The following is a 23203-nucleotide window of genomic DNA, read 5'->3' as shown; positions in this document are numbered from 1 at the left end:
CCTATCTGGCGAGGAACCGTTCGATGCGCTCGATGGCGCGCAGGATGTTTTCCTCCGAATTGGCGTAGGAGAGGCGGATATAGCCCTCGCCGAGAATGCCGAAATCCGGGCCGCCGATCAGCGCCACACCGGCTTCATCCAGCAGTGCCGCCGCCAACTGCTTGGCCGGCCATCCCGTCTGCTTGATATTGGGGAAGGCATAGAACGCGCCCTTCGGCGTGGCGCAACTGATGCCGGGCAGGCTGTTGAGGCCGTCGACGACGATCCTGCGGCGGCTGTCGAAAGCGCGGCACATCTTTTCCACATCGTCCTGCGGACCGTCGATGGCGGCGATGCCGGCATATTGGCTGGGAGCGTTGACACAGGACCAGCAATTGACCGCGAGCTTGCGCACCTTGTCATAAAGGCTATCCGGCCAGATCGACCAGCCCATGCGCCAGCCGGTCATTGCCCATGTCTTGGACCAGCCATTGAGCACGATCAGCCGGTCGCGGATCGACGGGAAGGTCAGGAGCGAGCAATGTTCCTCGCCGTCATAGGTCATCACGTCGTAGATCTCATCGGACATGATGGCGACGTGCGGATGCGCTTCCAGCCCCTTGACCAGCTTTTCAATCTCGGCCTTCGGGGTAACGCCGCCTGTCGGATTGGCGGGTGAATTGAGGATCAGCAGCCGCGTCCTGGGTGTGATCAGGGCAAGCGTCTCCTCAGCCGAGAAGGCAAAGCCGTTCTCCTCGCGGATCGGCACAGGAACCGGCGTCGCGCCGGTGAATTCGATCATCGAGCGATAGATCGGGAAGCCGGGATCGGGGTAGAGGATTTCCGCGCCGGGTTCACCGAAAATCAGGATGGCGGCAAACATCGTGACCTTGCCGCCGGGAACGATGATGACGTTCTCCGGCGAGACTTCCACGCCCGTGGTGGTCAGCGTGCGGCGCACCACGGCCTCGCGCGCAGCGAGCAGTCCGGTTGCTGGCGTATAGCCGTGATGGCCGTCCCTGAGCGCCTTGATGGCCGCCTCGACGATATGGCCGGGCGTTTTGAAATCCGGCTGGCCGATGCCGAGATTGATGATGTCCTTGCCCTGTGCGGCGAGGGCGGTGGCGCGGGCGAGAACAGCGAAGGCATTTTCTTCACCGATACGGTCGAAACCGGAGATGGTACGCAGCATTATCTTGTCTCACATACAATTTATGTCTTCTGCTTTGTGCGGTTCCGATTGTATGGAGTCAAATACTCATATGCAAAACAGGTCCGCTAGCATGACTGATCTCAAAGACTGGACACCGCGCCCTCTGCCCGCCCGCGAAGCCATCGAGGGGCGATACGTCACTCTGGAGCCGCTGGATGCCGCCAGGCATGGCGACGGGCTTTACGAGGCATCGAGCGTTGCGGATGCGGCCGACCGTTTCCGCTATCTGTTCGAAACGCCGGCGGGCGACCGCCCGGCATTCGACGCGTGGTTGGAAAAGGTTTCGGCCAGCAAGGCCCCGCTGTTCTTTGCCGTCATCGACAAGGCCTCCGGTGCGGTGGCGGGTCGGCAGACCCTGATGCGGATCGACCCGACATTCGGCGTCATCGAGATCGGCAACATCTATTGGGGACCGCTGATCTCGCGCAAACCGGCGGCGACCGAGGCGCAGTATCTCTTCGCTTCCTATATCTTCGATACGCTTGGTTATCGCCGCTACGAATGGAAATGCAACAATGCCAATGAGCCGTCCAAGCGGGCGGCGGAGCGGTTCGGCTTCACCTTCGAGGGCGTTTTCCGCCAGCACATGGTGCAGAAGGGTGAGAATCGCGACACCGCATGGTATTCGATCATCGACAGCGAATGGCCGGCGCTGAAAGCCGCCTATCAGGCATGGCTGTCGCCGGATAATTTCGATGCGGACGGGTTGCAGATCAGGCGGCTTGAGGATTTGCGCGCGGGTTAGAGCTTGCGTTCGGGCGCAACGGGGCTAAAAAGGCTGCGACAGTTGTGCCCCAGGAAAGACAATGACCGTGAGTGATCCCAAAAGCCGCAATGCTGCCATCGCCGCAGCCTGTATCATGCTTGGTTTCGGGTTTGCCGCGTTCTACATGCCCAACATGATGATCGCGCTGGGTGCCCGCTCGCCGGTGCTGGCGGGCGTTTTCGCCGCTGTCTTTGTGGTCGGTTTTTTTCTGGTATTCTGGTTGCGCGGCAGGAGCCAGCGCCGCAAGGACTAGAGCCTTTCCTTTAAAAACGCAGCGCCGCCGTCAGCAGCAGCACGCCGACCAGCACGATGAACAGCGCGCCGCCGACTTCGATGGTGTTCTGAACCCGGGTTGAAAGCGCGCCGCCGCCGGAAATCCTTAAGGCGACATTCTTGGCCGTGACCGCCAGCGTCGCCAGCACCGCCACGGTGATGAAGGTGCCGAAGGCCATGGCGAAAACCGAGAGCACGCCGCCGAGCATCAGCCCGTTCAGCAGCGAGAATGTCAGCACGATCAGCGCGCCGGAACAGGGGCGCAGGCCCACCGCCACGATGGCCGACCATGCGGTCTTCCAGTTGAACTCACCGCCGAGCATCGCCGGATCGGGCGCATGGGAATGTCCGCAGGTGGCGCAGACCTCGCTCGCCGCATGATGGTGATCGTGATGATCATGCGTGTGGTGGGCGTGCGCATGCGCCGCGTGGCTGTGATCGTGGTGGCCATGATCGTGATGGTCATGCCCGCAACCGCAATCATCGTCATGGCTGTGATGATGATCGTGGTGGTGGTCGGTCAGGACGGAACCGTGATCGTGCTTTTCCGGCATGAGATGGGCGACGCGCGGGCCGAACAGGAGCGGCAGCTTGCGCCAGAGCAGCGACAGGCCGAAGGCGATGATCAGGACGAAACTGGCGATCTCCATATAGCGCGCCGCGTCGTTCATCGACACGGTGGTGCCGCGCAGCACGAGCCAGGCCAGGCCGACGATGAACAGCGCGGTGATGGCCTGCAGCATGGACGAGGCGAAGGACAACAGGATGCCGCGCTTCAGCGTGGTCTCGTTGGCGAGCATGTAGGAGGAAATCACCGCCTTGCCGTGTCCGGGGCCGACCGCATGCAGGATGCCGTAGAGGAAGGAGAGGCCAACGAGGACAGAGGCCTGCCAGGGGTCCTCGCGCATGGCTTTGAGCGCATGGGTCATGGCGAGGTAGAAATTGCGCTGCTGGATGTTGATCCAGAGGATGATTTCAGCGAAAGGCCCGGTCGGCTGCATCGCCACCTCGTTCGAACCGATACCGAGCGACGAGGTCTGCGCCCATGCGTGGCCGCCAAACAGCGCTGCGAGAATAAGGGCACAAACAAGGGTTGTTTTCCGCATCATCTTATCCTTTTGCCGGGCAGTCGATTTCCAGCTTGGTCGCAAAGATTTTCGACATGTTGGTCCCGGATGGGTCGTTGAAGAAAGAATCGGTCAGCGTCGCCTGGTTGGCGGCAAGCGCTTCATCCGGATTGGGCCGCACCACCTTGGATTTGCAGTTGGCGGGCAGGCCGGTGACATGAATATCGCTGTCATTGACGTAGTCGATCGCCGTGTAGAAGGTCGGATCATAAACGCCGAAACTGGTGACCTTGCCGAGCTTCAGCGGCTGCTTCGGCTTGCTCTCGAAGATGATCAGCAGCTGGTTGTTCTGGAAATCCGCGATCAGATGCTCCGGCGGCGCCATGACGACCTTCTTGTTGTCGAGCGTCACGGTCTGGAAATAGTCGAACTCGGAAATCGACGCGTTGATCGTGTTTGCAAGGTCGGTCAGTTCCTTCTCGTCCAGCTTCAGGTCGCCGTTCTTGTCGAATTCGACGAGAACGGTGCTGGAAAAGAGATCATCGAAACGCCAGACATGGCCGAGTTTCTGCACGGTTCCGTCGGGATTGATGGTGACGTCGAGACGCGCTTCGGCAAAGACATGCGGGTGCACATACGCCGGTGAGGCGATCATCATGCCTGCTGCGAGGGTTGCGATGAAAATCGCGAATCTTTGGTGCATTATTCCGCCTGTAACATGAGCGCAAAGGACATTCCGAACGTGTCGAAATTGGGACGATATAACATATTCACGCCCTGCGGTTGTCCTTGAACCATTTTGCCAGATAGTCAACAAGCACGCGCACTTTCGCCGGAAGATAGCGGCGGTGCGGGTAAACCGCATAAATTCCGCCATCGCGCAGCGAAAATTCCTCGAGCACACTGACCAGCCTGCCGCTTTCGATATCGGGCCTGGCGATGAAATCCGGCATGGAGCCGAACCCCAGCCCGGCCAGCACGGCGCGGCGGGTGGACAGCGGGCTGTTGATTTCCATCTGCCCGGATACCTGAACCGAAATCGTCGGGCCGCTGTCGTTGAGAAACTGCCAATTGTTGCGCGAGCGGTTGTTGGTATCGATGATGCAGGGCAGGGACGCCAGCTGTTCGGGGCGGGTCGGACGCCCGACCCGCTCGATCAGATCGGGAGAGGCGCACAGCAGCGTGCCGAAGGGGGCGATGCGTTTGGCGATGAGCGAGGAATCCTGCAGCCGGGTGATGCGGATGGCAAGATCGAAACCCTCCTCGACCAGGTCGACGAACCGGTCATCCAGGCGCACGTCGAGAATGATATCCGGCTGCGCGATGCAGAAGTCGATCAGGCATTGGCCGATATCCGCATCGGCGAAGGTGCGCGGCGCCGATATCTTGATGCGGCCCTTGATGTCGCTGCTCGATTCACGCACCGTTTCCTGCAGGCTTTCCACCTCGCGCAGGATTTCGCTGGCGCGCTGGTAATAGGTGTGCCCGGCTTCGGTCAGCGAGAATTGCCGGGTGGTGCGGTTGAGCAGCAGCGCGCCGAGCTCGTCCTCCAGCTCCCGCACATATTTGGACAACAGCGCCTTGGAGCGGCCGATCTTCCGGGCTGCGGCGGAAAAGCCTTCCGCCTCCACCACATCGATATAGGCCCGCATCCGGGTGAGTGTGTCCATGTCAGTGGTTTCCTTCCGCGGCGGACAGGATGGCGCTGCCAAGCCGGATGAGGGCGCTGTCGCTGCCCTTGGGGCCAAGCAAGGAAATGCCGAAAGGTGCGCCGTGCACCGCGCCGAGCGGCAAGGTGATCTGCGGAAATCCCGAGAGGACGGACAGGCAGAGCAGGTGCAGGGCGCGTTCCCGGTAGGTCTGCAGTTCGTCGAAGGGCGAGCTGACCAGGGGCGCGGCACCCGGAACGGTCGGCAGGACCATGACGCCGTCATCCCCAAGCACATCGGCAAGCTCGCGGCGGAAGAGATCGCGGCGCCGGGTCTGTGCCCCATAGGTCGCGCCGTCGATGGCCGAACCATAGTCGAAGCGGTCCTTGACGCCGGGGCCAAGCTGGCGATCCCCTGCCGATATCCAGGCGCCATGGCTGGCCCAGGCCTCGAAGCCCTGGATCTGCCGGAAGCAAAGATAGAGGTCGTCCATGGAGGCTGTGGACTGGCGGGCGGATCTGGCGTGGCCGAGATGGGCGGCGACGTGCCGGTACATGGCGCGGAAGGCGGCGTCTTCCGCTTCGCCGAGCAGGTAGTGTTCGAGCAGCGGGATGAACAGCGGGCGGTTGAGCTTGAAATCGTCCGCGTCCGGTCCGAGCAGGACCGCGCCGACTTTGCCGTAGAGGTCCCTGTCGCGGGCGAACCAGCCGAACGTGTCGAGCGAGGGGGCAAGCGGCATGGTGCCGGCAAGCGATATGCGGCCGTGGGTCGTGCGCAGGCCGATCAGTCCGCAGAAGCTCGCCGGGGCGCGGATCGAGCCGCCGGTGTCCGATCCGGTGGCGATGTCGGCCAGCCCGCCGGCCACGGCCGAGGCGGAACCGGACGACGATCCGCCGGTTACCCGGTCCGGTGCCCTCGGGTTGACCGGAAAGGGGTAGTGGCTGTTCTGCCCCATCAGCGAAAACGCCAGCTCGTCCGTCTGCGTCTTGCCGATGAAACGGGCGCCGGAATCCAGCAGTTTCTGCACCGACGGCGCGGTAATACTTGCGGCTGATTCGTGATTTTTCGCCGGATTGCCGCATTGCGTCGGCAAACCGGCCACATCGAAGATATCCTTGACGGCGAGCGTATAGCCGCTCAGCGGGCCCTCCACGGATGGAAAGGCCTGAAAAGGCAGATTCAGCAGGGCATTCAGGGGCGAAATCGTGCTCATCGTTCAATGATTCTATGTGATTTGACCCCCTTTGTTCAATGAATAAAAAAAATTCGCAGATGCGAGATTTGTCATTGATTGGACACAAGTTTGGACTTATATCGCCCTTGCCCAAAGTCGCACGTGCCCCATGGGTGTCCGCCGATCTTCATTATGGTGAAGAAGCGGTATGGTACCTGGAACTAACCCCTCCAGTCAGTTTGACGGCCTACTGCCAGACTGAGGACATCTTGAAGCAACGACGGTGCGGGCCTTTCTGGTGTCTTTCGGCTGTCCACAAGCCGGAATTACTGAAGAGGCACACCTTCATTGCCGGTAGTGCGGATGGCATCATCCAAACCAAGGCAGACAAAGCGGATCAACGCTGGCTTAGCGTAGATCCATCGCCGCATGAACTTGTCCGTGTTTCCAGCATCTCCAAAGGCTGGCTTCGCGCGAGATGGATTCACGCACTTTGTCCTGGCGGTCATACGGGGGAGAAACCCCTGCGATCGCGACTTGTTGAGGCGGCCGGAAGTGCCGTCACGATTGGAGACCCAAGATGGCTACACAGCGCATTCTCGATTTCATCAATACCCGACGCCCGAATGGCCCTTGCATGGTGCTCGACCTCGAAGTCGTGCGCGAAAATTTCCACAATTTCGAGATGGCCTTGCCGGACTCGAAGATTTTCTATGCCGTGAAGGCCAACCCTGCGCCGGAAATCCTGCGTCTCTTGGCTTCGCTTGGCTCGAACTTCGACACCGCGTCGGTTGCGGAAGTCGAAATGGCGCTGGATGCCGGTGCATCGGCTGACCGCATTTCTTTCGGCAACACCATCAAGAAGGAGCGGGACATTGCCCGCGCCTTCGAACTCGGCATTCGCCTGTTCGCCGTCGATTGCGTCGAAGAGGTCGAAAAGGTTGCCCGTGCCGCTCCCGGCGCCCGGGTGTTCTGCCGTGTCCTGACCGATGGTGCCGGCGCCGAATGGCCGCTGTCGCGCAAGTTCGGCTGCGTGCCGGCCATGGCTGTCGACGTTTTGCGCGCGGCGCAGAAGCTCGGCCTCGAATCCTACGGTGTGTCGTTCCATGTCGGTTCGCAGCAGACGGACCTGGCTGCCTGGGACCGTGCCCTGGGCGATGCCAAGCAGGTTTTCGACGCGCTGGCCAAGGAAGGCATCACGCTGAAGATGGTCAATATGGGCGGCGGTTTCCCGACCCGTTACCTCAAGGACGTGCCGACCGCACAGGCCTATGGCCAGGCGATCTTCCAGTCGCTGAGCAAGCATTTCGGCAACCGCCTGCCCGAGACCATCATCGAGCCCGGCCGTGGCATGGTCGGCAATGCCGGTGTCATCAAGGCGGAAGTCGTGCTGGTTTCGAAGAAGGCCGACAACGACAATGTCCGCTGGGTCTATCTCGACATCGGCAAGTTCGGCGGCCTGGCAGAGACCATGGACGAAGCCATTCGCTACCAGATCACCACCCCGCGGGATGGCGATCGCAGCGAACCCTGCGTGCTGGCCGGTCCGACCTGCGACTCCGCTGACGTGATGTACGAAAAGAACCCCTATCCGCTCCCCATTTCGCTGACCATCGGCGATGAGGTGCTGATCGAGGGAACAGGTGCCTACACCACGACCTATTCCGCTGTGGCCTTCAACGGCTTCGAACCACTCCGATCATACGTCATCTAAACCGGCTTCAAGCCCGGTTGAAACGTTCTGCCCGGCAACGCGCCGGGCAGCGGTGACACGCACATGACACGATTGGTCGAGACAATGGACGCAGCAGAAAACATCGAACAGAACCTGGTACCCGACGGCCTGTATTTTGCCGGCGCGGGTGCCTATGCCATCGTCAACGAACTGCCGCAGGACGAGAAGGCGCGCGAAGATTTGCTCGACCGCGCCATGGGCGAGGGCCGCCGCCGCAAGTCTTCGGAAAAGCTGCGCCGTGGCCGCCTGCCGTCGGAAGGTCTTGCCTTCTCGGCACGCGGCGCGGGCGGCGCGCTGCTCGGCACGGTCCGGCTCTGGGACATCCAGGCCGGCCATGACGCCGCGGGCAAGGGCGTGCGCGCGCTGCTGCTCGGACCGCTTGCCGTCGATCCCGCATCGAAGGATCTCGGCATCGGTTCGGCGCTGATGCGCCATGCGATCAAGGAAGCCGCCCGGCTCGGCCACGGCGCCGTCATCCTGGTCGGCGACCCTGAATATTACGAACGCTTCGGCTTCACCGGCGCGAAGACGGCAGGGCTTGCCATGCCGGGTCCGGTCGAACGCCGGCGCTTCCTCGCGCTTGAATTGAAGCCGGGGCATCTGGATGGCGCCAAGGGACTGCTGACGCCGAAAGGCCGCCGCTCATCGCGGGCGATGCGGATCATTCCTGTGTCGCTGCGGTTCTCCGCCTGAATGGAAAAGCCGGCCCTTTGGCCGGCTTTTTGTTTAACGGGCGAGGAATTCCTGGATCGCTCCGATCTCGCTCTGCTGGATTTCATGTCCGCCGGGATGCCAGGCGATGGCCACGTCGGTTCCCTGTGCGGCGAGATAATCCGCCAGCGCCTGCGTGCGATCGGGCGGGCAGATCGGATCACGCTGCCCGGCGGTGATCAGTATCCGCTTTCCCGCCAGTTTCGGCTGCGGCGCCGGTGTCCACGGAATCAGCGGATGCATCAGGACGGCCGCGTCAAACAGCTCCGGTTGCTCCAGCATGACTGAGGCAAGAATGTTGGCGCCGTTCGAATAGCCAAGACCGACAACGTCGGATGGATTGGCAGCGTCCTTGTGGGCTTTGACAAAATCTGCCATGGCCCGTGTCCGCACGGCGAGATCGTCCATGTCGTAGACGCCCTCGGCGGTGCGGCGGAAAAAGCGCGCGGCACCATGTTCCGAGACATCGCCGCGCGGCGAGACGATACCCGCTGACGGGATCAGGCGGCGGGCGAAATCGAAGAACTGGTTCTCGTCACCGCCCGTTCCGTGAAAGACGAAGAACAGGGGGCTGTTCGGGGTTTGCGCCGCATGGATGCGGTGCTGATAGGAATGCGTCGACATATCCGTCCCTTCCGCCCGGTGCCTTTGCACCTGGGCCATGGATTGCACTGTGTTGCCTCACATATGGAATGCCTGATGCCATAGCGGAAGCTACCCGCCGCTTGATGGATTGTCTCCGTGGCGGAGACAGTGAGCGTGCATGGTTCTGAAATCTTTGACAACGCTTGCAATGGAGTTGGTGCGTGGTTCGACAAGCTCACCATGAGGGAGGTGAGTTGGCCGCAAGGCCAATTCTGCAATGTTGCAGAATACGGCTCCCTGCAATCCTCCACTTCCCTCATGGTGAGCTTGTCGAACCACGCACCAGATGGAAGTGCAAAGGAATGCAATCGATGTCCTTTTTTGTCCGCTTCTCGTCCGCTGCATGCGTATCTGCCGATTGCATCGCATTGTACTGTTGGGATATCAACACACAGGAGATGCCAGAAATGTCCGCAGATACCGCTCTTATCGTCATCGACGTGCAGGAATCCTTCCGCCAGCGCGCCTACTGGAACGAAGCCGAAGCACAGGCTTTCATTGCCAATATCCAGCGGTTGATCGATGGCGCCAAGGCTGCCGGCCTTCCGGTCATCCAGATTTTCCATGTCGACGGGGATGGCCCGTTTGCACTGGACTCCGGCTTCATCCGGCCGCTGGCACCGGTTTCTCTCGAAGCCGATGTCGTGTTTCACAAGGCCCGGCACAGCGCGCTTGTCGGCAGCGGGCTCGATGTCTGGCTGACCGAGAACGGCATCCGCAAGCTGCTGGTGTCGGGCATCCGCACCGAACAGTGCTGCGAAACCACCACGCGCCATGCCTCGGATCTTGGCTATACCGTCGATTACGTCTCCGAGGCGACGCTGACCTTCGCCATGACCAATGCCGCCGGGCGCACCTTCAGCGCCGACGAGATCCGTGCCCGCACCGAGCTGGTGCTGGCCGGGCGCTTTGCCCGGATCGTCACGGTCGATGAGGCGTTGAACGGGGCGGGGCAGGCGCTGGCCGCATGAAAACGGACGGCACCCGGCATATCGATGTTCTGGTGGTGGTGCCCGCAAGGGCGCTGCTGCTTGATATTGCCGGACCGGTGGAGGTGCTGCGCAAGGCCAATCTGGAACAGGACACGGTGCATTTCGACGTGCGCTATGTCGGCCCGCTCGCCAGTGTCACCACGTCCATCGGCTTGACCATCAGCGGCATCGAGCTGTTGCCCGACCATGTGCCGGATGATGCGATGATCATGCTGGCGGGCGATACCACGACGCTGCTGGACACGGCGGCGAGCCGCGAGGCGGAGGTGCATGGACACCGCGATGCGGATATTGTCGCCTGGCTGAAAGCGCATATGGGGGAAACCCAGACGCTGGTGACCATCTGTTCCGGCGCCTTGCTGGCGGCGCGTGCCGGCCTGTTCGATGACCGCATTTGTACCACGCACTTTGCTTCGATTGACGAGTTGCGCGCGCTGGTGCCGACGGCGCGGGTGCTGGACAACCGGCTCTATGTCGAGGACGGCAACCGGTACTCAAGTGCGGGGATCACGGCGGGTATCGACCTGATGCTGCATCTGGTCAGCGAGATGGCCGGTCCGGCCTGTGCCGTGGCCGTCGCGCGCTATCTGGTGGTCTATCTCCGGCGCAGCGGCACCGATCCGCAATGGTCGCCATGGCTGGACGGACGCAATCACATCCACCCGGCGATCCACCGGGTGCAGGACCGGCTCGCCGCCGACCCGGCGCAACACTGGACGCTGGAAAGCCTGGCGGATATCGCCGCAACCAGCCCGCGGCACCTGTCGCGCCTGTTCAACGAACATGCCGGAATGAGCATTCCCGATTATCTCAACCGCCTGCGGGTGGCGCTGGCGCAGGAAATCCTCAGCCATACGCGGCTGGATATGGAGGGTGTGGCGGAACGCACCGGTTTTGCCTCGGCGCGTCAGCTGCGCCGGGCGTGGGGCCGCATCCACGCCACGCCGCCGAGCGGGGCGCGGGGAACGCCGTGATCAACCCAAAAAGAAACCGCCCCGTTGGCGGAGGCGGTTTCAAAGGGATCATTTCAGCACGTGATATTGTCAGCCGACATCCGACCATGGGCCGTGGAAATCGCCTTCCTTGTCCACGCGCTTGAAGCCGTGCGCGCCGAAGAAATCCCGCTGCGCCTGGATGAGATTGGCCGTGCCGCGCGCCTGCCGGTAGCCATCGAAATAGCCGAGAGCAGCAGCAAGCGCCGGGGTCGGCAGACCGGCCACGGCCGCCTTGGCAACCACGTCGCGCAACGCCGTCGATGCTGTCTTCATGCGTTCGACGAAGGATGGGGCAAGCAGCAGATTGTCCTGGCCGCCACCGGCGAAAGCCGAGGCGATCTCGTCGAGGAACTGCGAACGGATGATGCAGCCGGCGCGCCAGATTTTCGCCGTGGTGTCGAGCGGGATGTTCCAGCCATGCTCGGCCGAAGCACCAGCCATGACGGCAAAGCCTTGCGCATAGGCGGCAATCTTGCCAGCCAGCAGGCCCTGTTCGAGTGCGTCGATGAACGACTGGTCGGTGCCCGCAAGCTTGGGCGTGCCGAGCGAGGCATAGGCCTTGGCCGCCTTGGCGCGTTCGCCGCGCAGCGCGGAAATGGAGCGCGCGGCAACCGCCGCTTCAATGCCGGTTGCGGGGATGCCGAGCATCTGCGCCTCGATGGCGGCCCAGCGGCCGGTGCCCTTCTGGCCAGCGCTGTCGACGATGATCTCGACGGCCGGCTTGCCGGTTTCCGTGTCGGTGGCGGCGAGCACCTTGGCGGTAATTTCGATCAGGTAGGAATTGAGCGGGCCCTTGTTCCATGTGTCGAAAATCTTGCCGATCTCAACCGGCGACAGCCCGAGACCATCGCGCAGGATGCCGTAGATTTCGGCGATCATCTGCATGTCGGCATATTCAATGCCGTTGTGGATCGTCTTGACGAAGTGACCGGCGCCATCGGGGCCGAGCAGCGCGGAACAGGATTCGCCCTCATACTTCGCCGAAATGGCTGTCAGGACCGGCTCGATGCGCGCATAGGATTCAGGCGTGCCGCCGACCATGATCGATGGGCCATGCCGTGCGCCTTCCTCGCCGCCGGAAACGCCCATGCCGACGAAGGTCGGATCGTTGGCGCCGAGTTCCTTCAGGCGGCGGACCGTGTCGTGGAAGTTGGCATTGCCCGCATCGATGATGATGTCTTCCTTGGCAAGGAAGGGCTTCAGCGCTGCAATCTGCTCATCGACGGCCTCGCCGGCCTTCACCATCAGGATGATCGGGCGGGGTGCACGGATGTTTTTGGCCAGGTCTTCCAGCGTTTCGCAGGAAATGATCTTGTCTTTGAGGGCGCCCGCTTCCTGATGGAAGGCGTGGGTCTTTTCCACCGTCCTGTTGTACACCGCGACGCGATAACCGTTTTCGGCAATATTGAGCGCGAGATTGGCACCCATGACGCCAAGGCCGATCAATCCAATGTCAGCTTGCTGCATGATTATGTCCTTGCTTTATTCGATTCGAACGCAGGCCCAGAGCCCGGGTGAGCATTTGTATATCAATGTGCCTGCCGGGCAATGACAATCTCAGCCATCACGCAACTGTTCCATGTCACGGATGCGTTCGGCGCTGCTGTTCTGCAGCTTGTGCGTCACCCCGGCGATCAGGGTTTCCGCCATCAGGAAAAGCGTGGTGGAGGAGTCCCAGGGCGAGGGGACGGCCGTGCGCCCGGCGATGACATGGCGGGCGAAGCGAGCGATGGGGGACAGCCACTGGTCGGTGATCAGCACGATCTCGACACCACGCGCCTGCGCCTTCTCGGCGAAGCGGATGAGGCTGTCCTGATAACGGCGGATATCGAAGATGACGAGGACATCCTTCCTGCCCATGTCGATCAGCTGGTCGCGCCAGTTGCTTTCCTGGCCGGTGAGGTGGGTGACGCCGGAACGGATGATCTTCAGATGTGCCGCCATGTAGATGGCGATCGGATCGGTGAAGCGGCCGCCGAGCAGATAGACGTGGGTGCGGGTGCGGCTGAGCGCCTCCGTCGCATCGTCCAGCTGCTGCGTCGAAAGATGGTGAAATGTTTCACGGATGTTCTCGATGGCCGCTTCCATCAGGGGGTAAGCGGCGCTGCCCTTGGATGACTGAATGATCGTCGCGCGGTTGAGCGGCGACTGGATCTGGGCTGCCAGCTCCTGCTGCAGGGCCTGCTGAAATTCCGGATAGCCCTGAAAGCCGAGGCGCGAAACGAAACGCAGGATCGTCGGCGAACTGACCCCCGCCTGCGCCGAAAACTCCGCCACTGTACGCAGGCCGATCAGCGGGTAGTTGGCGATGAGGGTCTGCGCGGCCTTGCGTTCCGACGTCGACATGGCATCGATTTTTTCGCTGATCAGTTCGGAAATGCTTGTTCCCATCAAACTTCTTTCGGTCAAAGTCAAGAAACGCAATTTTCGCATTTGACAATTTTGTGACTTGTGTATCAAATCATACGTGAGTGGAAATAAAAATACAAAATGTAATACAAAGTACAAATTGCCGAAGAGGGCAAAATGGGATTATCGCAGGCCACGCACAGTGTCTGGGAGCCGGTCCGGGTATCCAACCCCGATGGTGGCTCGCCGTTTGTCATTCTCTGCGATCACGCTTCCAACCACATTCCCGCGCCCTATGGCCGTCTCGGCCTCGAGCCGGACGATCTGCAAAAGCATATCGCCTGGGACCCCGGCGCGCTGGGGGTCAGCCAGGGGATGGCTGCGCTGCTGGATGCGCCGCTGGTTGAATCCTGCGTCTCGCGGCTGATCATCGATTGCAACCGGCCGCTCGAGGCGCCCGATCTCATCCCGGCCACGAGCGAATTGACCACGGTGCCCGCCAATACGGGGCTCGATGCTGCGGAAAGGCAGCGGCGCATCGCGCTGTCGCATCAGCCCTATCATGCGGCCATCGAAGAACTGGCAAGGGAGCGTGCGCGCAAGGGTTTTCCGGCGCCGGTCTATGTGGCGGTGCATTCGTTCACGCCGGTCTATCGCGGGGTCGAGCGGCCCTGGCACATCGGCATCATCCATGACGATTACGATCAGGTTGCGGCACCCCTCATTGCGGGCCTGCAGGCGCTCGATCAATACTGCGTCGGCATCAATGAGCCCTATTCGCCCGCCGACCGGGTCTATTACACGCTTGACCGCCATGCGTCGGCGCAAGGGCTTGCCGCGGTGATGATCGAGATCCGCAACGATCTCATCACCACACCCAAAGAAGAAAAAGCATGGGCCGGGACACTCTCGGCCATTTTGAAGGAAATTGCCCAAGGGCCGCTTTCCACAACCAGGAAGGCTGCAAACAGGATCGCATAAGGATTGGTATCTGACGTTAGAAATTTCTCAAGAATAACGGGGAACGTGAGTACGATGACACACCAAGATTATACCGACGTGGATAAATCGGAGGACATCAAAGTTCTCCACGGCATGGGCTATGCCCAGGAACTGGAACGGCGCATGAGCCGTTTCTCCAACTTCGCCATCTCGTTTTCGATCATCTGCATCCTGTCCGGCGGCATCAATTCGCTGGGGCAGGCGACGGCGGGTGCCGGCGGTGCCGCCATCGGCATCGGCTGGCCGCTCGGCTGCCTGGTCTCGGCGGTCTTCGCCATCGCCATGGCGCAGATCAGCTCAGCTTACCCGACCGCCGGCGGCCTCTATCACTGGGGTTCGATCCTCGGCAATCGCGGCACCGGCTGGCTGACAGCCTGGTTCAACCTGCTCGGCCTGATCACCGTGCTCGGCGCGATCAATGTCGGCACCTATTATTTCTTCATCGGCGCCTTCGGCACCTATCTCGGGATCACGGATTCCATCACGGTGCAGATCATCTTCCTGATCATCCTGACCGGCATCCAGGCCCTGGTCAATCATATGGGCATCGGCCTCACCGCCAAGCTGACCGACTTTTCCGGCTATCTGATTTTCGCCACGGCGATTGCCCTGTCGCTGGTCTGCCTCGCTTCGGCCAAGTCGTTCGAATTCAGCCGCCTGTTCACATTCGCCAACTATTCCGGCATGCCGACGCCGGCGGCGGATGGATCGATGACCGGCAGCCCCGTCTGGCCCACCAGCTCGAGCCTGTGGGTATTCCTGCTTGGCCTGCTGCTGCCGATCTACACGATCACCGGCTATGACGCATCCGCCCATACATCCGAAGAAACCGTCAAGGCGGCGCATTCCGTGCCGCGCGGCATGGTTTCATCGGTGCTCTGGTCGGCCGTCTTCGGCTACATCATGCTGTGCTCGTTCGTGCTGATGCTGCCAAGCATGGATGCGGCGGCGGCACAGGGCTGGAACGTGTTCTTCTGGGCGATGGGCGAACAGGTCAATCCTGTCGTCAAGAACATTCTCTACTTCCTGATCTTCATCAGCCAGTTCCTTTGCGGTCTGGCGACGGTAACCTCGGTCTCGCGCATGATTTTCGCCTTCGCCCGCGACAAGGGCCTGCCGGGATCGAGCCTGTTGTCGAAAGTCAGCCCGCAATACCGCACGCCTGTCGCCGCCATCTGGACCGGCGCTACCCTGGCGGTGCTGTTTGTCTGGGGGTCGAACATGGTGTCCATCGGTGACACGCCGGTCTATTCGGTGGTCGTTTCCTGCACGGTCATCTTCCTGTTCTTCTCCTTCGCCATTCCGATCGCGCTGGGCTTTTTCGCCTGGGGTACGCCGAAATGGAACAAGATGGGACCATGGAACCTGGGTGAAGGCATGTTCAAGCTGTTCGCCATCCTGTCGATCCTCGCCATGGCGCTGATCTTCGTCATCGGCATCCAGCCGCCGAATGAATGGGCTCTCTACATCACCGTCGGCTTCCTGGTGGTGACGGCCGCTGTCTGGTTCGGCTTCGAGCGCCGCCGTTTCCAGGGCCCGCCCATCGGCGATGCCGTGGCCAAGCGTGCCGCCGAAATCGCTGCCGCTGAAAAGGCCGTCGGCGAACGCGGCTGATTGCAAAACGGGGGCGGCGGGCTCGGGCCGGCCGCCCTGTCTTTTGACCCAATCCAAATTCTGTTTGAGGATAGACAAGAAATGCCCGGACATTGGAGTTTCGACGAATTAAAGCGCCATGTAACCAATGGCGAAATTGACACGGTGCTGGCCTGCTTCGTCGACATGCAGGGCCGCCTGATCGGCAAGCGCTTTCATGCCAGCTTCTTCGTCGACTCCGCCCATGACGAGACGCACGGCTGCAACTATCTCTTGGCCAACGACATCGACATGGAGCCGGTGCCCGGCTACAAGGCGGCCAGCTGGAAACAGGGCTATGGCGATTTCGTCATCAAGCCCGACCTTTCCACCATCCGCCATATTCCGTGGCTGGAAAAATGCGCGCTGGTCCTGTGCGATATTCTCGACCATCACCATCACGAGGATCTCGCCCATTCGCCGCGCGCCATCCTGAAACGCCAGCTGGCGCGGCTGAAGGAGCGGGGCTATCTCGCCTACTTCGCCTCGGAGCTGGAATTCTACCTGTTCGACGAGACCTATGAGAGTGCGCGTGCCAAGCACTGGAAGGGCATGACCACCGCATCGCCCTATATCCAGGACTATGTGATCCAGATGACCACTAAGGAAGACGCCGTCATGCGCGCCATCCGCAACGGTCTGTTCGATGCGGGCATTCCCGTCGAAAACTCCAAGGGCGAATGGGGGCCGGGCCAGGAAGAAATCAATGTGCGCTATGCCGAAGCGCTCGAAATGGCCGACCGGCATGTGATCATGAAGAACGGCTGCAAGGAAATCGCCACCCAGATGGGCAAGGCGATCACCTTCATGGCGAAATATGATTATGCGCTGGCGGGCAGTTCCAGCCACGTGCACAACTCGCTGTGGAGCGCCGATGGCAAGACGCCGCTGTTCTATGACAAGAACGCCGAACACACCATGTCGCCGCTGATGCGGCAATGGGTGGCCGGGCAGCTGAAATATGCCGACGACTTCACCTTCTTCCTCGCGCCCTACATCAACTCCTACAAGCGCTTCCAGGCGGGCACCTTTGCGCCGACGAAGAATGTCTGGAGCCTCGACAACCGGACGGCGGGCTTCCGCTTGTGCGGCGAAGGCACCAAGGGCATCCGCATCGAATGCCGCATCGGCGGGGCTGATCTCAATCCCTATCTCGCCTTTGCCGGTCTGATCGCGTCGGGTCTGGCAGGCATCGACGAAAAACTTGAACTCGACAAGCCGTTCCAGGGCGATGCCTATGGCGGGGCGCGGTTGCGGGAAATCCCCAAGACCCTGCGCGAGGCGACCGAAACGCTGGCGAAGTCGAAAATGCTGAAGACGGCGCTCGGCGACGAAGTGGTCGAGCATTACGTGCACACCGCCAAGTGGGAACAGTTCGAATATGACCGCCGCGTCACCGATTGGGAGTTGCATCGCGGTTTCGAACGGTATTGAAGATCACGGCAAAGGCCTGTCCCGCGGCATGCGTCCGCGGGGCGGGGCCAGCTTTTGGAAAACACAGACTAGAGGTTTACCCATGACCGAGACGGTCAAACTGATCACCCCCATCGACGGCTCCGTCTACGCGGAGCGTCCCGTTGCAACGGACAAGGCCATCGACGCGGCCGTGGAAGCGGCAAGGCAGGCGCAGGCCGGCTGGTCGCAGACCAGCATTGCCGAACGCGGTAGGCTTTGCCTTGCGGCGCTGGATGCCTTGCTCGGCATGAACGACGAGATCGTGCCGGAGATTGCCTGGCAGATGGGCCGCCCCGTGCGCTATGGCGGCGAAAAGGGCGGTGTGGAGGAACGCACCCGCTACATGGTCGGGATTGCCGAACGGGCGCTTGCGCCTGTTATCGAAAACGACAAGCCGGGCTTCCGCCGCTACATCAAGCATGTGCCGCTCGGCGTCGTCATGGTCATTGCGCCATGGAATTATCCGTATCTGACCGCCGTCAACACGATCATCCCGGCGCTGATGGCGGGCAATACCGTCATTCTCAAACATGCGGCGCAGACGCTGCTGGTCGGCGAGCGCTTTGCCCAGGCTTTTGCTACGGCCGGGCTGCCGAAGGGCGTTTTCCAGAACATCGTGCTGAACCATGCCCAGACGGAAAAACTGCTGGGGTCGGGCCGGATCGACCATGTCAATTTCACCGGCTCGGTCGGCGGCGGCCGCGCCATCGAAAAGGCCGCAGCGGGCACCTTCATGTCGCTCGGGCTTGAGCTGGGCGGCAAGGACCCGGCCTATGTGCTGCCGGACGTCAATCTCGACCAAGCGGTGGCCAATCTGGTCGACGGCGCCTTCTTCAACTCCGGCCAGTGCTGCTGCGGCATCGAGCGCATCTATGTGCATGCGGATGTCTATGACCGCTTCGTTGACGGCTTTGTCGATCTGACCAAGCAGTATGTGGTCGGCAATCCGCTCGATGCGGCAACGACGATGGGACCGATGGCGCAGACGCGCTTTGCCGAACTCATCCGCGAGCAGAAGGCGGAAGCCCTGCGCAAGGGCGCCAAGGCGCATGTCAATATGCGCGTTGCCAATGACGCGGCGGGGTCGCCCTACCTCGCGCCCGAAGTGCTGACCGGCGTCGACCATCAGATGAGCGTCATGCGCGAGGAAAGCTTTGGCCCCATCGTCGGCATCATGAAGGTGCGCAATGACGAGGAAGCGCTGGCGCTGATGAATGACAGCCAGTACGGCCTGACGGCGTCGCTGTGGACCACCGATACGGACCGCGCCGCCGCCATCGGCGAGCGGATCGAAACCGGTACAGTGTTCATGAACCGCTGCGATTATATCGATCCGGCGCTGGTGTGGACCGGCGTCAAGGAAACCGGCAGGGGCGCTGCCATGTCGGCCATCGGCTACGGCAACCTGACCCGTCCCAAATCCTTCCACCTGCGTGAAGCGATCTGACTTTCTGAAAGAGACACATGATGAGCAAGCTGATCTCCAAATGGAATTACCCGACCACCGTTCGCTTCGGTGCGGGCCGTATCAAGGAACTGCCCGAGGTTCTCGAAGCGACCGGCATCAAGAAGCCGCTGTTCGTCACCGATCCCGGCCTGGCCAAGCTGCCGGTGGTGGCGAGTACGCTGAAAATTCTCGACGATGCCAAAGTTCCCTACGGCGTTTTCTCCGAGGTGAAACCCAACCCGGTCGAATCCAACCTCACCGCCGGCATTGCCGTGTTCAAGAAGGGCAAGCATGACGGCGTCATCGCCTTCGGCGGCGGCTCGGCGCTGGATCTAGGCAAGCTTATCGCCTTCCAGGCGGGCCAGACCCGGCCGGTCTGGGATTTCGAGGATGTGGGCGACTGGTGGACGCGCGCCAACAGCGATGTCATCGCGCCGATCATTGCCGTGCCGACCACGGCGGGAACGGGTTCGGAAGTGGGCCGCGCCGGTGTCATCACCAACGAAGAGACCCACACCAAGAAGGTGATCTTCCATCCGAAGCTGCTGCCGGCAATCGTCATTGCCGATCCGGAGCTTTCGGTGGGCATGCCTGCCTTCATCACCGCCGGTACCGGCATGGACGCGCTGGCGCATTGCCTCGAGGCCTATTGCGCACCGGGCTATCACCCGATGGCCGACGGCATCGCGGTCGAGGGCATCCGCCTCGTGTTCGAAAACCTGCCCAAGGCCTACGCCAACGGCAAGGACCTGACGGCGCGTGCCCATATGATGAGCGCGGCGGCCATGGGCGCCACCGCCTTCCAGAAGGGGCTCGGCGCGATCCACTCGCTGTCGCATCCCATCGGCGCGCTGTATGACACCCATCACGGCATGACCAACGCGGTGTTCATGCCCTACGTGCTGGCGTTCAACCGCGATGCGGTGGAAGAGCGCATTGCGCGGCTGGCCAGCTATATCGGCATCAAGGGCGGGTTCGACGGCTTTGCCAAGGCGATCCTCAAGCTGCGCAAGGAGCTGAAGGTGCCGCATGCGCTGCCCGGTCTGATCAAGGATCTCAACATGAGCAAGAAACAGAAGGAACTGATCGCCGACATGGCGATTGTCGATCCGACCGCTGGCGGCAATCCGGTCAAACTGACAAAGAAAGCAGCGCTCAAGCTGCTGGACGAAGCGATTGAAGGATAGGCTCCGGGCCTGCTTCAATCGTCAAATTGAAACGGGGTGCTGGCAGCAGCACCCCGTTTTGTTTTGCCGACATGATGCGGATCAGTGCTCCAGAACCAGCAGGTCCTTGGCGGCGAGGCTGACCTTGACGTCTTCACCGGGCACCGGCGGCGGTGCGCTCGGATCGTTGAACGTATCGAAGGACACGGTGTTCTGGCCGAGCGAGGCGCGGATGCGGATGACCGAGCCGAGGAAGTGCACGCTGTTGATCTTGCCGTCCAGCGTCGTCTCGCGATTGCCGGTGGCGCCGCCGAGGCTCACGGCCTCCGGGCGCACAGCAAGGGAAATCTTGTCGCCAGTCTTGTGGCCGTTGAGGCGCTTGAGGCCGATCGACACGTCCTTGCCGTCGACGGTGATGGTGCCGGTGGCCGCATCGCGCACAACCGCATCCAGCGTGTTGAGCGTGCCGACGAAGGACGCGACGAAACGCGATGAGGGCTGGTTGTAAATCTCGAATGGCGCGCCGACCTGCTCGGCCTTGCCTTCATACATGACGACGATACGGTCGGAGATCGACAGGGCCTCTTCCTGGTCGTGGGTGACGAAAATCGTGGTGATGCCAAGCTTGCGCTGGATCGCCCGGATTTCCTCGCGCAGCGACACGCGGATCTTGGCGTCGAGCGCCGACAGCGGCTCGTCGAGCAGGAGAACCTGCGGCTTGGTGGCAAGCGCGCGGGCGAGCGCCACGCGCTGCTGCTGGCCGCCGGAGAGCTGATAGGGGAAACGTTCGGCCAGATGGTCGAGCTTGATCAGCGACAGCATCTCGTGCACCGTCGCGTTGATCTCCGCCTGCGGCTTCTTGGCAACCTTCAGGCCGAAGGCGACGTTCTGCGCCACGGTCATGTTGGGGAAAAGCGCATAGGCCTGGAACACCATGCCGATATTGCGCTGGTTGGGCTTGAGGTTGACGACGTCCTTGCCGCCGATGCTGATCGTGCCGGATGTCGGGGTTTCAAAACCGGCGACCATGCGCAGCACCGTTGTCTTGCCGCAACCGCTGGGGCCGAGGAAGGAAATGAATTCACCCTTCTCGATGCTCAGGTTGAAATCATGAACAACCGTCGTGGCTCCAAAACTCTTTTTCAAATGGCTGATGGTGAGAAATGACATTGGCAAGGTTCCCGATTATCGCTTGGTTGCAGCGAGGGATTTGTTGAAGCGGGTGACGACCTGGATAAGCCCCATACAAACCCAGGTTATGGCAAAGGCGATGACGGAGAGCGCCGCCGGTTCATAGGCGCGGTTGGCGCCGAGCAGCTGCAGGAACGGTCCGAAAGCCGGACGGTTCAACAGGGCTGCCATGGTGAATTCGCCGATGACGATGGCGAAGGTCAGGAACGCACCCGACAGCACCGCAATGAGCACATTGGGCAGGATAATGCGTGCCATGATGGTTATCCGGCTTGCGCCAAGGCTTTCGGCGGCTTCCGTCATGGTGCGGATATCGATAGCGCCAAGGCCGGTATCGACGGCGCGGTACATGTAGGGCAGCGCCAGTGTCGTATAACCGAAGCACAAAAGGATGTTGGTGCCCATGGCCGAACCGGTCAGCGGCAGCATCGAGGAGGTGTTGTACAGCCTGATATAGCCGAACACGATGACAATCGCCGGAATGACCAGCGGCAGCAGCGTGATGAACTCGATGAACGGCCGCCAGCCCGGCAGGCGCAGACGCACCCAATAGGCCGTGGGAACGATGAGCAGCACGCCGACGAAAATGGTGGCGATGGCCATGACGACGGAATAGGCGAACGTCGCCTGGAAGCCGGGATCGCTCAGCACGACCCAATAGGCATCGAGCGAATAGACCCCGCGCCGCATGCGCAGCGAAAACTCAAACAGGCCGATCAGCGGCAGGGCAAAATAGAGAATGCCGAAGGCGAGGGCAAGCCAGGACCAGAAACGGTTTTTCTTCATTTGAGCCACCGTTCACTGCGGGCGCGCATCCAGATGTAAATGCCGTTGGAAATGCCTGTTATGATGATCATGCCGAAGGCCAGGGCGTAGCCGAGCTGCGGGTCCTGCAGGACATCGCCGCGGATCTGGGCGTAGAGGACGATCGGGACGATGCTGAGCGACGAGCCGGTCAGCGCATAGGCCGTGGCGATCGCACCGAAGGAATTGGCGAAAAGCAGAAGAATGGTGCCAAGCAGGGCAGGCCACAGGATCGGGAAGGCGACCATGCGCCAGTATTGCGGCCCGGTTGCGCCGAGAATGGTGGCGGCTTCCTTCCATTCGCGCTTCAGCCCGTCCAGCGCGGGCGTGATGATCAGCACCATCAGCGGAATCTGGAAGTAGAGATAGGTGATGGTCAGGCCCCAGAAACTGAGAAGATTGAAGCCATGCGCGTAGAGATTGAACCCGAAGACGTTGACCAGGAGGTAGGTGACGAGGCCGGTACGCCCGAGTGTGAACAGAAAGGCATAGGCCAGCGGAACGCCGGCGAAATTCGATGCGACGCCGGAAAACGTCATCATGGGTGCGCGGATCCAGCTCGGCAGGCCGCCCAGGGTGATTGCCGCGGCGATGCTGAAACCGATGAAGGCGCCGAGCAATGCCGATGTCAGCGAAATCTTGATCGAAATCCAGTAGGCATCCATGATGGACGGCTGGAACAGATTGACGAGATTGGCGAACGTCAGATTGCCCTGCGCATCCTGGAACGCCCCGGCGACGAGATAGATCGTCGGCAAAACCAGAAACATCACGGCAAACAGGAAGAACGGCATGACACCGAGCCAGTCAAGCGACAAGCGCTTGCGCTCCTGGGTGGCGGCAGGTGGACTAGAGGAGGTGCTTGCTTCTGAAATCACACTCATGGATTTTGAAGACCGCTTTCTGAGCTGCATTATAGACGCTACCGCATCAATTGCGAAGCGAACAAACTGACCGA

Annotated in this window: 22 protein-coding genes; 11 read left to right on the top strand and 11 right to left on the bottom strand. The window is 61.3% G+C overall.

Features of this window, described 5'->3' with window-relative positions; genetic code table 11:
- Position 1 precedes the first annotated feature (1 nt).
- On the bottom strand, positions 2-1171 hold the full coding sequence (locus tag ACIQWS_RS21525) for a pyridoxal phosphate-dependent aminotransferase (RefSeq protein ID WP_403184114.1): 1170 nt from the start codon (positions 1169-1171) through the stop codon (positions 2-4).
- A 91-nt stretch (positions 1172-1262) separates the two neighbouring features.
- On the opposite strand from ACIQWS_RS21525, the gene ACIQWS_RS21520 reads away from it, so the two are divergent.
- Both ACIQWS_RS21520 and ACIQWS_RS21515 read left to right on the top strand, forming a co-directional pair.
- Entirely contained in the window at positions 1263-1937 is a 675-nt protein-coding gene (locus ACIQWS_RS21520; RefSeq protein WP_403184112.1) for a GNAT family N-acetyltransferase, read from the top strand.
- Positions 1938-1998: 61 nt separating this feature from the next.
- Positions 1999-2211: a hypothetical protein gene (locus ACIQWS_RS21515; RefSeq protein ID WP_403184110.1), complete on the top strand. Its 213-nt coding sequence runs from the start codon at positions 1999-2001 to the stop codon at positions 2209-2211.
- A 10-nt stretch (positions 2212-2221) separates the two neighbouring features.
- Here ACIQWS_RS21515 and ACIQWS_RS21510 read toward each other — a convergent pair whose 3' ends face one another.
- From ACIQWS_RS21510 to ACIQWS_RS21495, 4 genes are all read right to left on the bottom strand, one after another.
- Positions 2222-3337, bottom strand: a complete 1116-nt coding sequence (locus ACIQWS_RS21510) for a nickel/cobalt transporter (protein WP_403184108.1) — start codon at positions 3335-3337, stop codon at positions 2222-2224.
- A 4-nt stretch (positions 3338-3341) separates the two neighbouring features.
- Entirely contained in the window at positions 3342-3956 is a 615-nt protein-coding gene (locus ACIQWS_RS21505) for a DUF1007 family protein (RefSeq protein ID WP_346307210.1), read from the bottom strand.
- Between the two features lie 112 nt (positions 3957-4068).
- Positions 4069-4968 carry a LysR family transcriptional regulator gene (locus ACIQWS_RS21500; protein WP_223612442.1) on the bottom strand — a complete coding sequence of 300 codons (900 nt, stop codon included), beginning with the start codon at positions 4966-4968 and terminating at the stop codon, positions 4069-4071.
- 1 nt (position 4969) lies between these two features.
- On the bottom strand, positions 4970-6160 hold the full coding sequence (locus tag ACIQWS_RS21495) for an amidase (RefSeq protein ID WP_403184106.1): 1191 nt from the start codon (positions 6158-6160) through the stop codon (positions 4970-4972).
- 541 nt (positions 6161-6701) lie between these two features.
- On the opposite strand from ACIQWS_RS21495, the gene odc2 reads away from it, so the two are divergent.
- Both odc2 and ACIQWS_RS21485 read left to right on the top strand, forming a co-directional pair.
- Positions 6702-7835: an ornithine/lysine decarboxylase gene (odc2, locus tag ACIQWS_RS21490; RefSeq protein WP_105731891.1), complete on the top strand. Its 1134-nt coding sequence runs from the start codon at positions 6702-6704 to the stop codon at positions 7833-7835.
- A gap of 84 nt (positions 7836-7919) precedes the next feature.
- Entirely contained in the window at positions 7920-8549 is a 630-nt protein-coding gene (locus ACIQWS_RS21485; protein ID WP_403184221.1) for a GNAT family N-acetyltransferase, read from the top strand.
- A gap of 33 nt (positions 8550-8582) precedes the next feature.
- On the opposite strand, the gene ACIQWS_RS21480 is transcribed toward ACIQWS_RS21485, so the two are convergent.
- A complete protein-coding gene (locus ACIQWS_RS21480; protein ID WP_403184102.1) occupies positions 8583-9191 on the bottom strand; it encodes an alpha/beta hydrolase in 609 nt (202 codons plus the stop codon).
- A gap of 428 nt (positions 9192-9619) precedes the next feature.
- Here ACIQWS_RS21480 and ACIQWS_RS21475 point away from each other — a divergent pair, with 428 nt between their 5' ends.
- Positions 9620-10183 (top strand): isochorismatase family protein, encoded by a 564-nt coding sequence (locus tag ACIQWS_RS21475; protein ID WP_403184100.1) that lies wholly within the window; start codon positions 9620-9622, stop codon positions 10181-10183.
- Complete coding sequence (locus ACIQWS_RS21470; protein ID WP_403184097.1) at positions 10180-11178, top strand: GlxA family transcriptional regulator; 999 nt, start codon at positions 10180-10182, stop codon at positions 11176-11178. Before ACIQWS_RS21475 ends, ACIQWS_RS21470 begins: the two co-directional genes overlap by 4 nt.
- Before the next feature lie 69 nt (positions 11179-11247).
- Here the strand turns inward: ACIQWS_RS21470 and gndA are convergent, their stop codons facing one another.
- Positions 11248-12666 (bottom strand): NADP-dependent phosphogluconate dehydrogenase, encoded by a 1419-nt coding sequence (gndA, locus tag ACIQWS_RS21465; RefSeq protein WP_403184095.1) that lies wholly within the window; start codon positions 12664-12666, stop codon positions 11248-11250.
- A 90-nt stretch (positions 12667-12756) separates the two neighbouring features.
- The gene (locus ACIQWS_RS21460; RefSeq protein WP_223612448.1) at positions 12757-13590 is read right to left on the bottom strand and encodes a MurR/RpiR family transcriptional regulator; all 834 of its coding nucleotides are present in this window, start codon (positions 13588-13590) and stop codon (positions 12757-12759) included.
- A gap of 135 nt (positions 13591-13725) precedes the next feature.
- On the opposite strand from ACIQWS_RS21460, the gene ACIQWS_RS21455 reads away from it, so the two are divergent.
- The 5 genes from ACIQWS_RS21455 to ACIQWS_RS21435 all read left to right on the top strand — a co-directional run bounded on the left by ACIQWS_RS21455 (position 13726) and on the right by ACIQWS_RS21435 (position 20271).
- Positions 13726-14529 (top strand): N-formylglutamate amidohydrolase, encoded by an 804-nt coding sequence (locus tag ACIQWS_RS21455; protein ID WP_403184092.1) that lies wholly within the window; start codon positions 13726-13728, stop codon positions 14527-14529.
- 54 nt (positions 14530-14583) lie between these two features.
- Positions 14584-16164, top strand: coding sequence for an amino acid permease (locus ACIQWS_RS21450; protein ID WP_346307190.1), 1581 nt, complete (start codon positions 14584-14586; stop codon positions 16162-16164).
- Between the two features lie 81 nt (positions 16165-16245).
- Positions 16246-17616, top strand: coding sequence for a glutamine synthetase family protein (locus tag ACIQWS_RS21445; protein ID WP_223612451.1), 1371 nt, complete (start codon positions 16246-16248; stop codon positions 17614-17616).
- Between the two features lie 82 nt (positions 17617-17698).
- Positions 17699-19084 (top strand): aldehyde dehydrogenase family protein, encoded by a 1386-nt coding sequence (locus ACIQWS_RS21440; protein WP_403184089.1) that lies wholly within the window; start codon positions 17699-17701, stop codon positions 19082-19084.
- 20 nt (positions 19085-19104) lie between these two features.
- The gene (locus ACIQWS_RS21435; protein WP_403184087.1) at positions 19105-20271 is read left to right on the top strand and encodes an iron-containing alcohol dehydrogenase; all 1167 of its coding nucleotides are present in this window, start codon (positions 19105-19107) and stop codon (positions 20269-20271) included.
- 81 nt (positions 20272-20352) lie between these two features.
- Here the strand turns inward: ACIQWS_RS21435 and ACIQWS_RS21430 are convergent, their stop codons facing one another.
- The 3 genes from ACIQWS_RS21430 to ACIQWS_RS21420 are packed head-to-tail and all read right to left on the bottom strand — an operon-like array spanning position 20353 to position 23039.
- Positions 20353-21420: an ABC transporter ATP-binding protein gene (locus ACIQWS_RS21430; protein ID WP_223612456.1), complete on the bottom strand. Its 1068-nt coding sequence runs from the start codon at positions 21418-21420 to the stop codon at positions 20353-20355.
- 15 nt (positions 21421-21435) lie between these two features.
- The gene (locus tag ACIQWS_RS21425) at positions 21436-22227 is read right to left on the bottom strand and encodes an ABC transporter permease (protein ID WP_403184084.1); all 792 of its coding nucleotides are present in this window, start codon (positions 22225-22227) and stop codon (positions 21436-21438) included.
- Positions 22224-23039 carry an ABC transporter permease gene (locus ACIQWS_RS21420; RefSeq protein ID WP_403184219.1) on the bottom strand — a complete coding sequence of 272 codons (816 nt, stop codon included), beginning with the start codon at positions 23037-23039 and terminating at the stop codon, positions 22224-22226. Before ACIQWS_RS21420 ends, ACIQWS_RS21425 begins: the two co-directional genes overlap by 4 nt.
- Between the last annotated feature and the right edge of the window lie 164 nt (positions 23040-23203).

It is taken from the genome of Phyllobacterium sp. NPDC097923, assembly GCF_044760925.1.
Taxonomy (GTDB): Bacteria; Pseudomonadota; Alphaproteobacteria; order Rhizobiales; family Rhizobiaceae; genus Phyllobacterium; species Phyllobacterium calauticae.
Note: the sequence above shows the minus strand (reverse complement) of the source record. Positions and strands in the feature narration are given on the sequence as shown.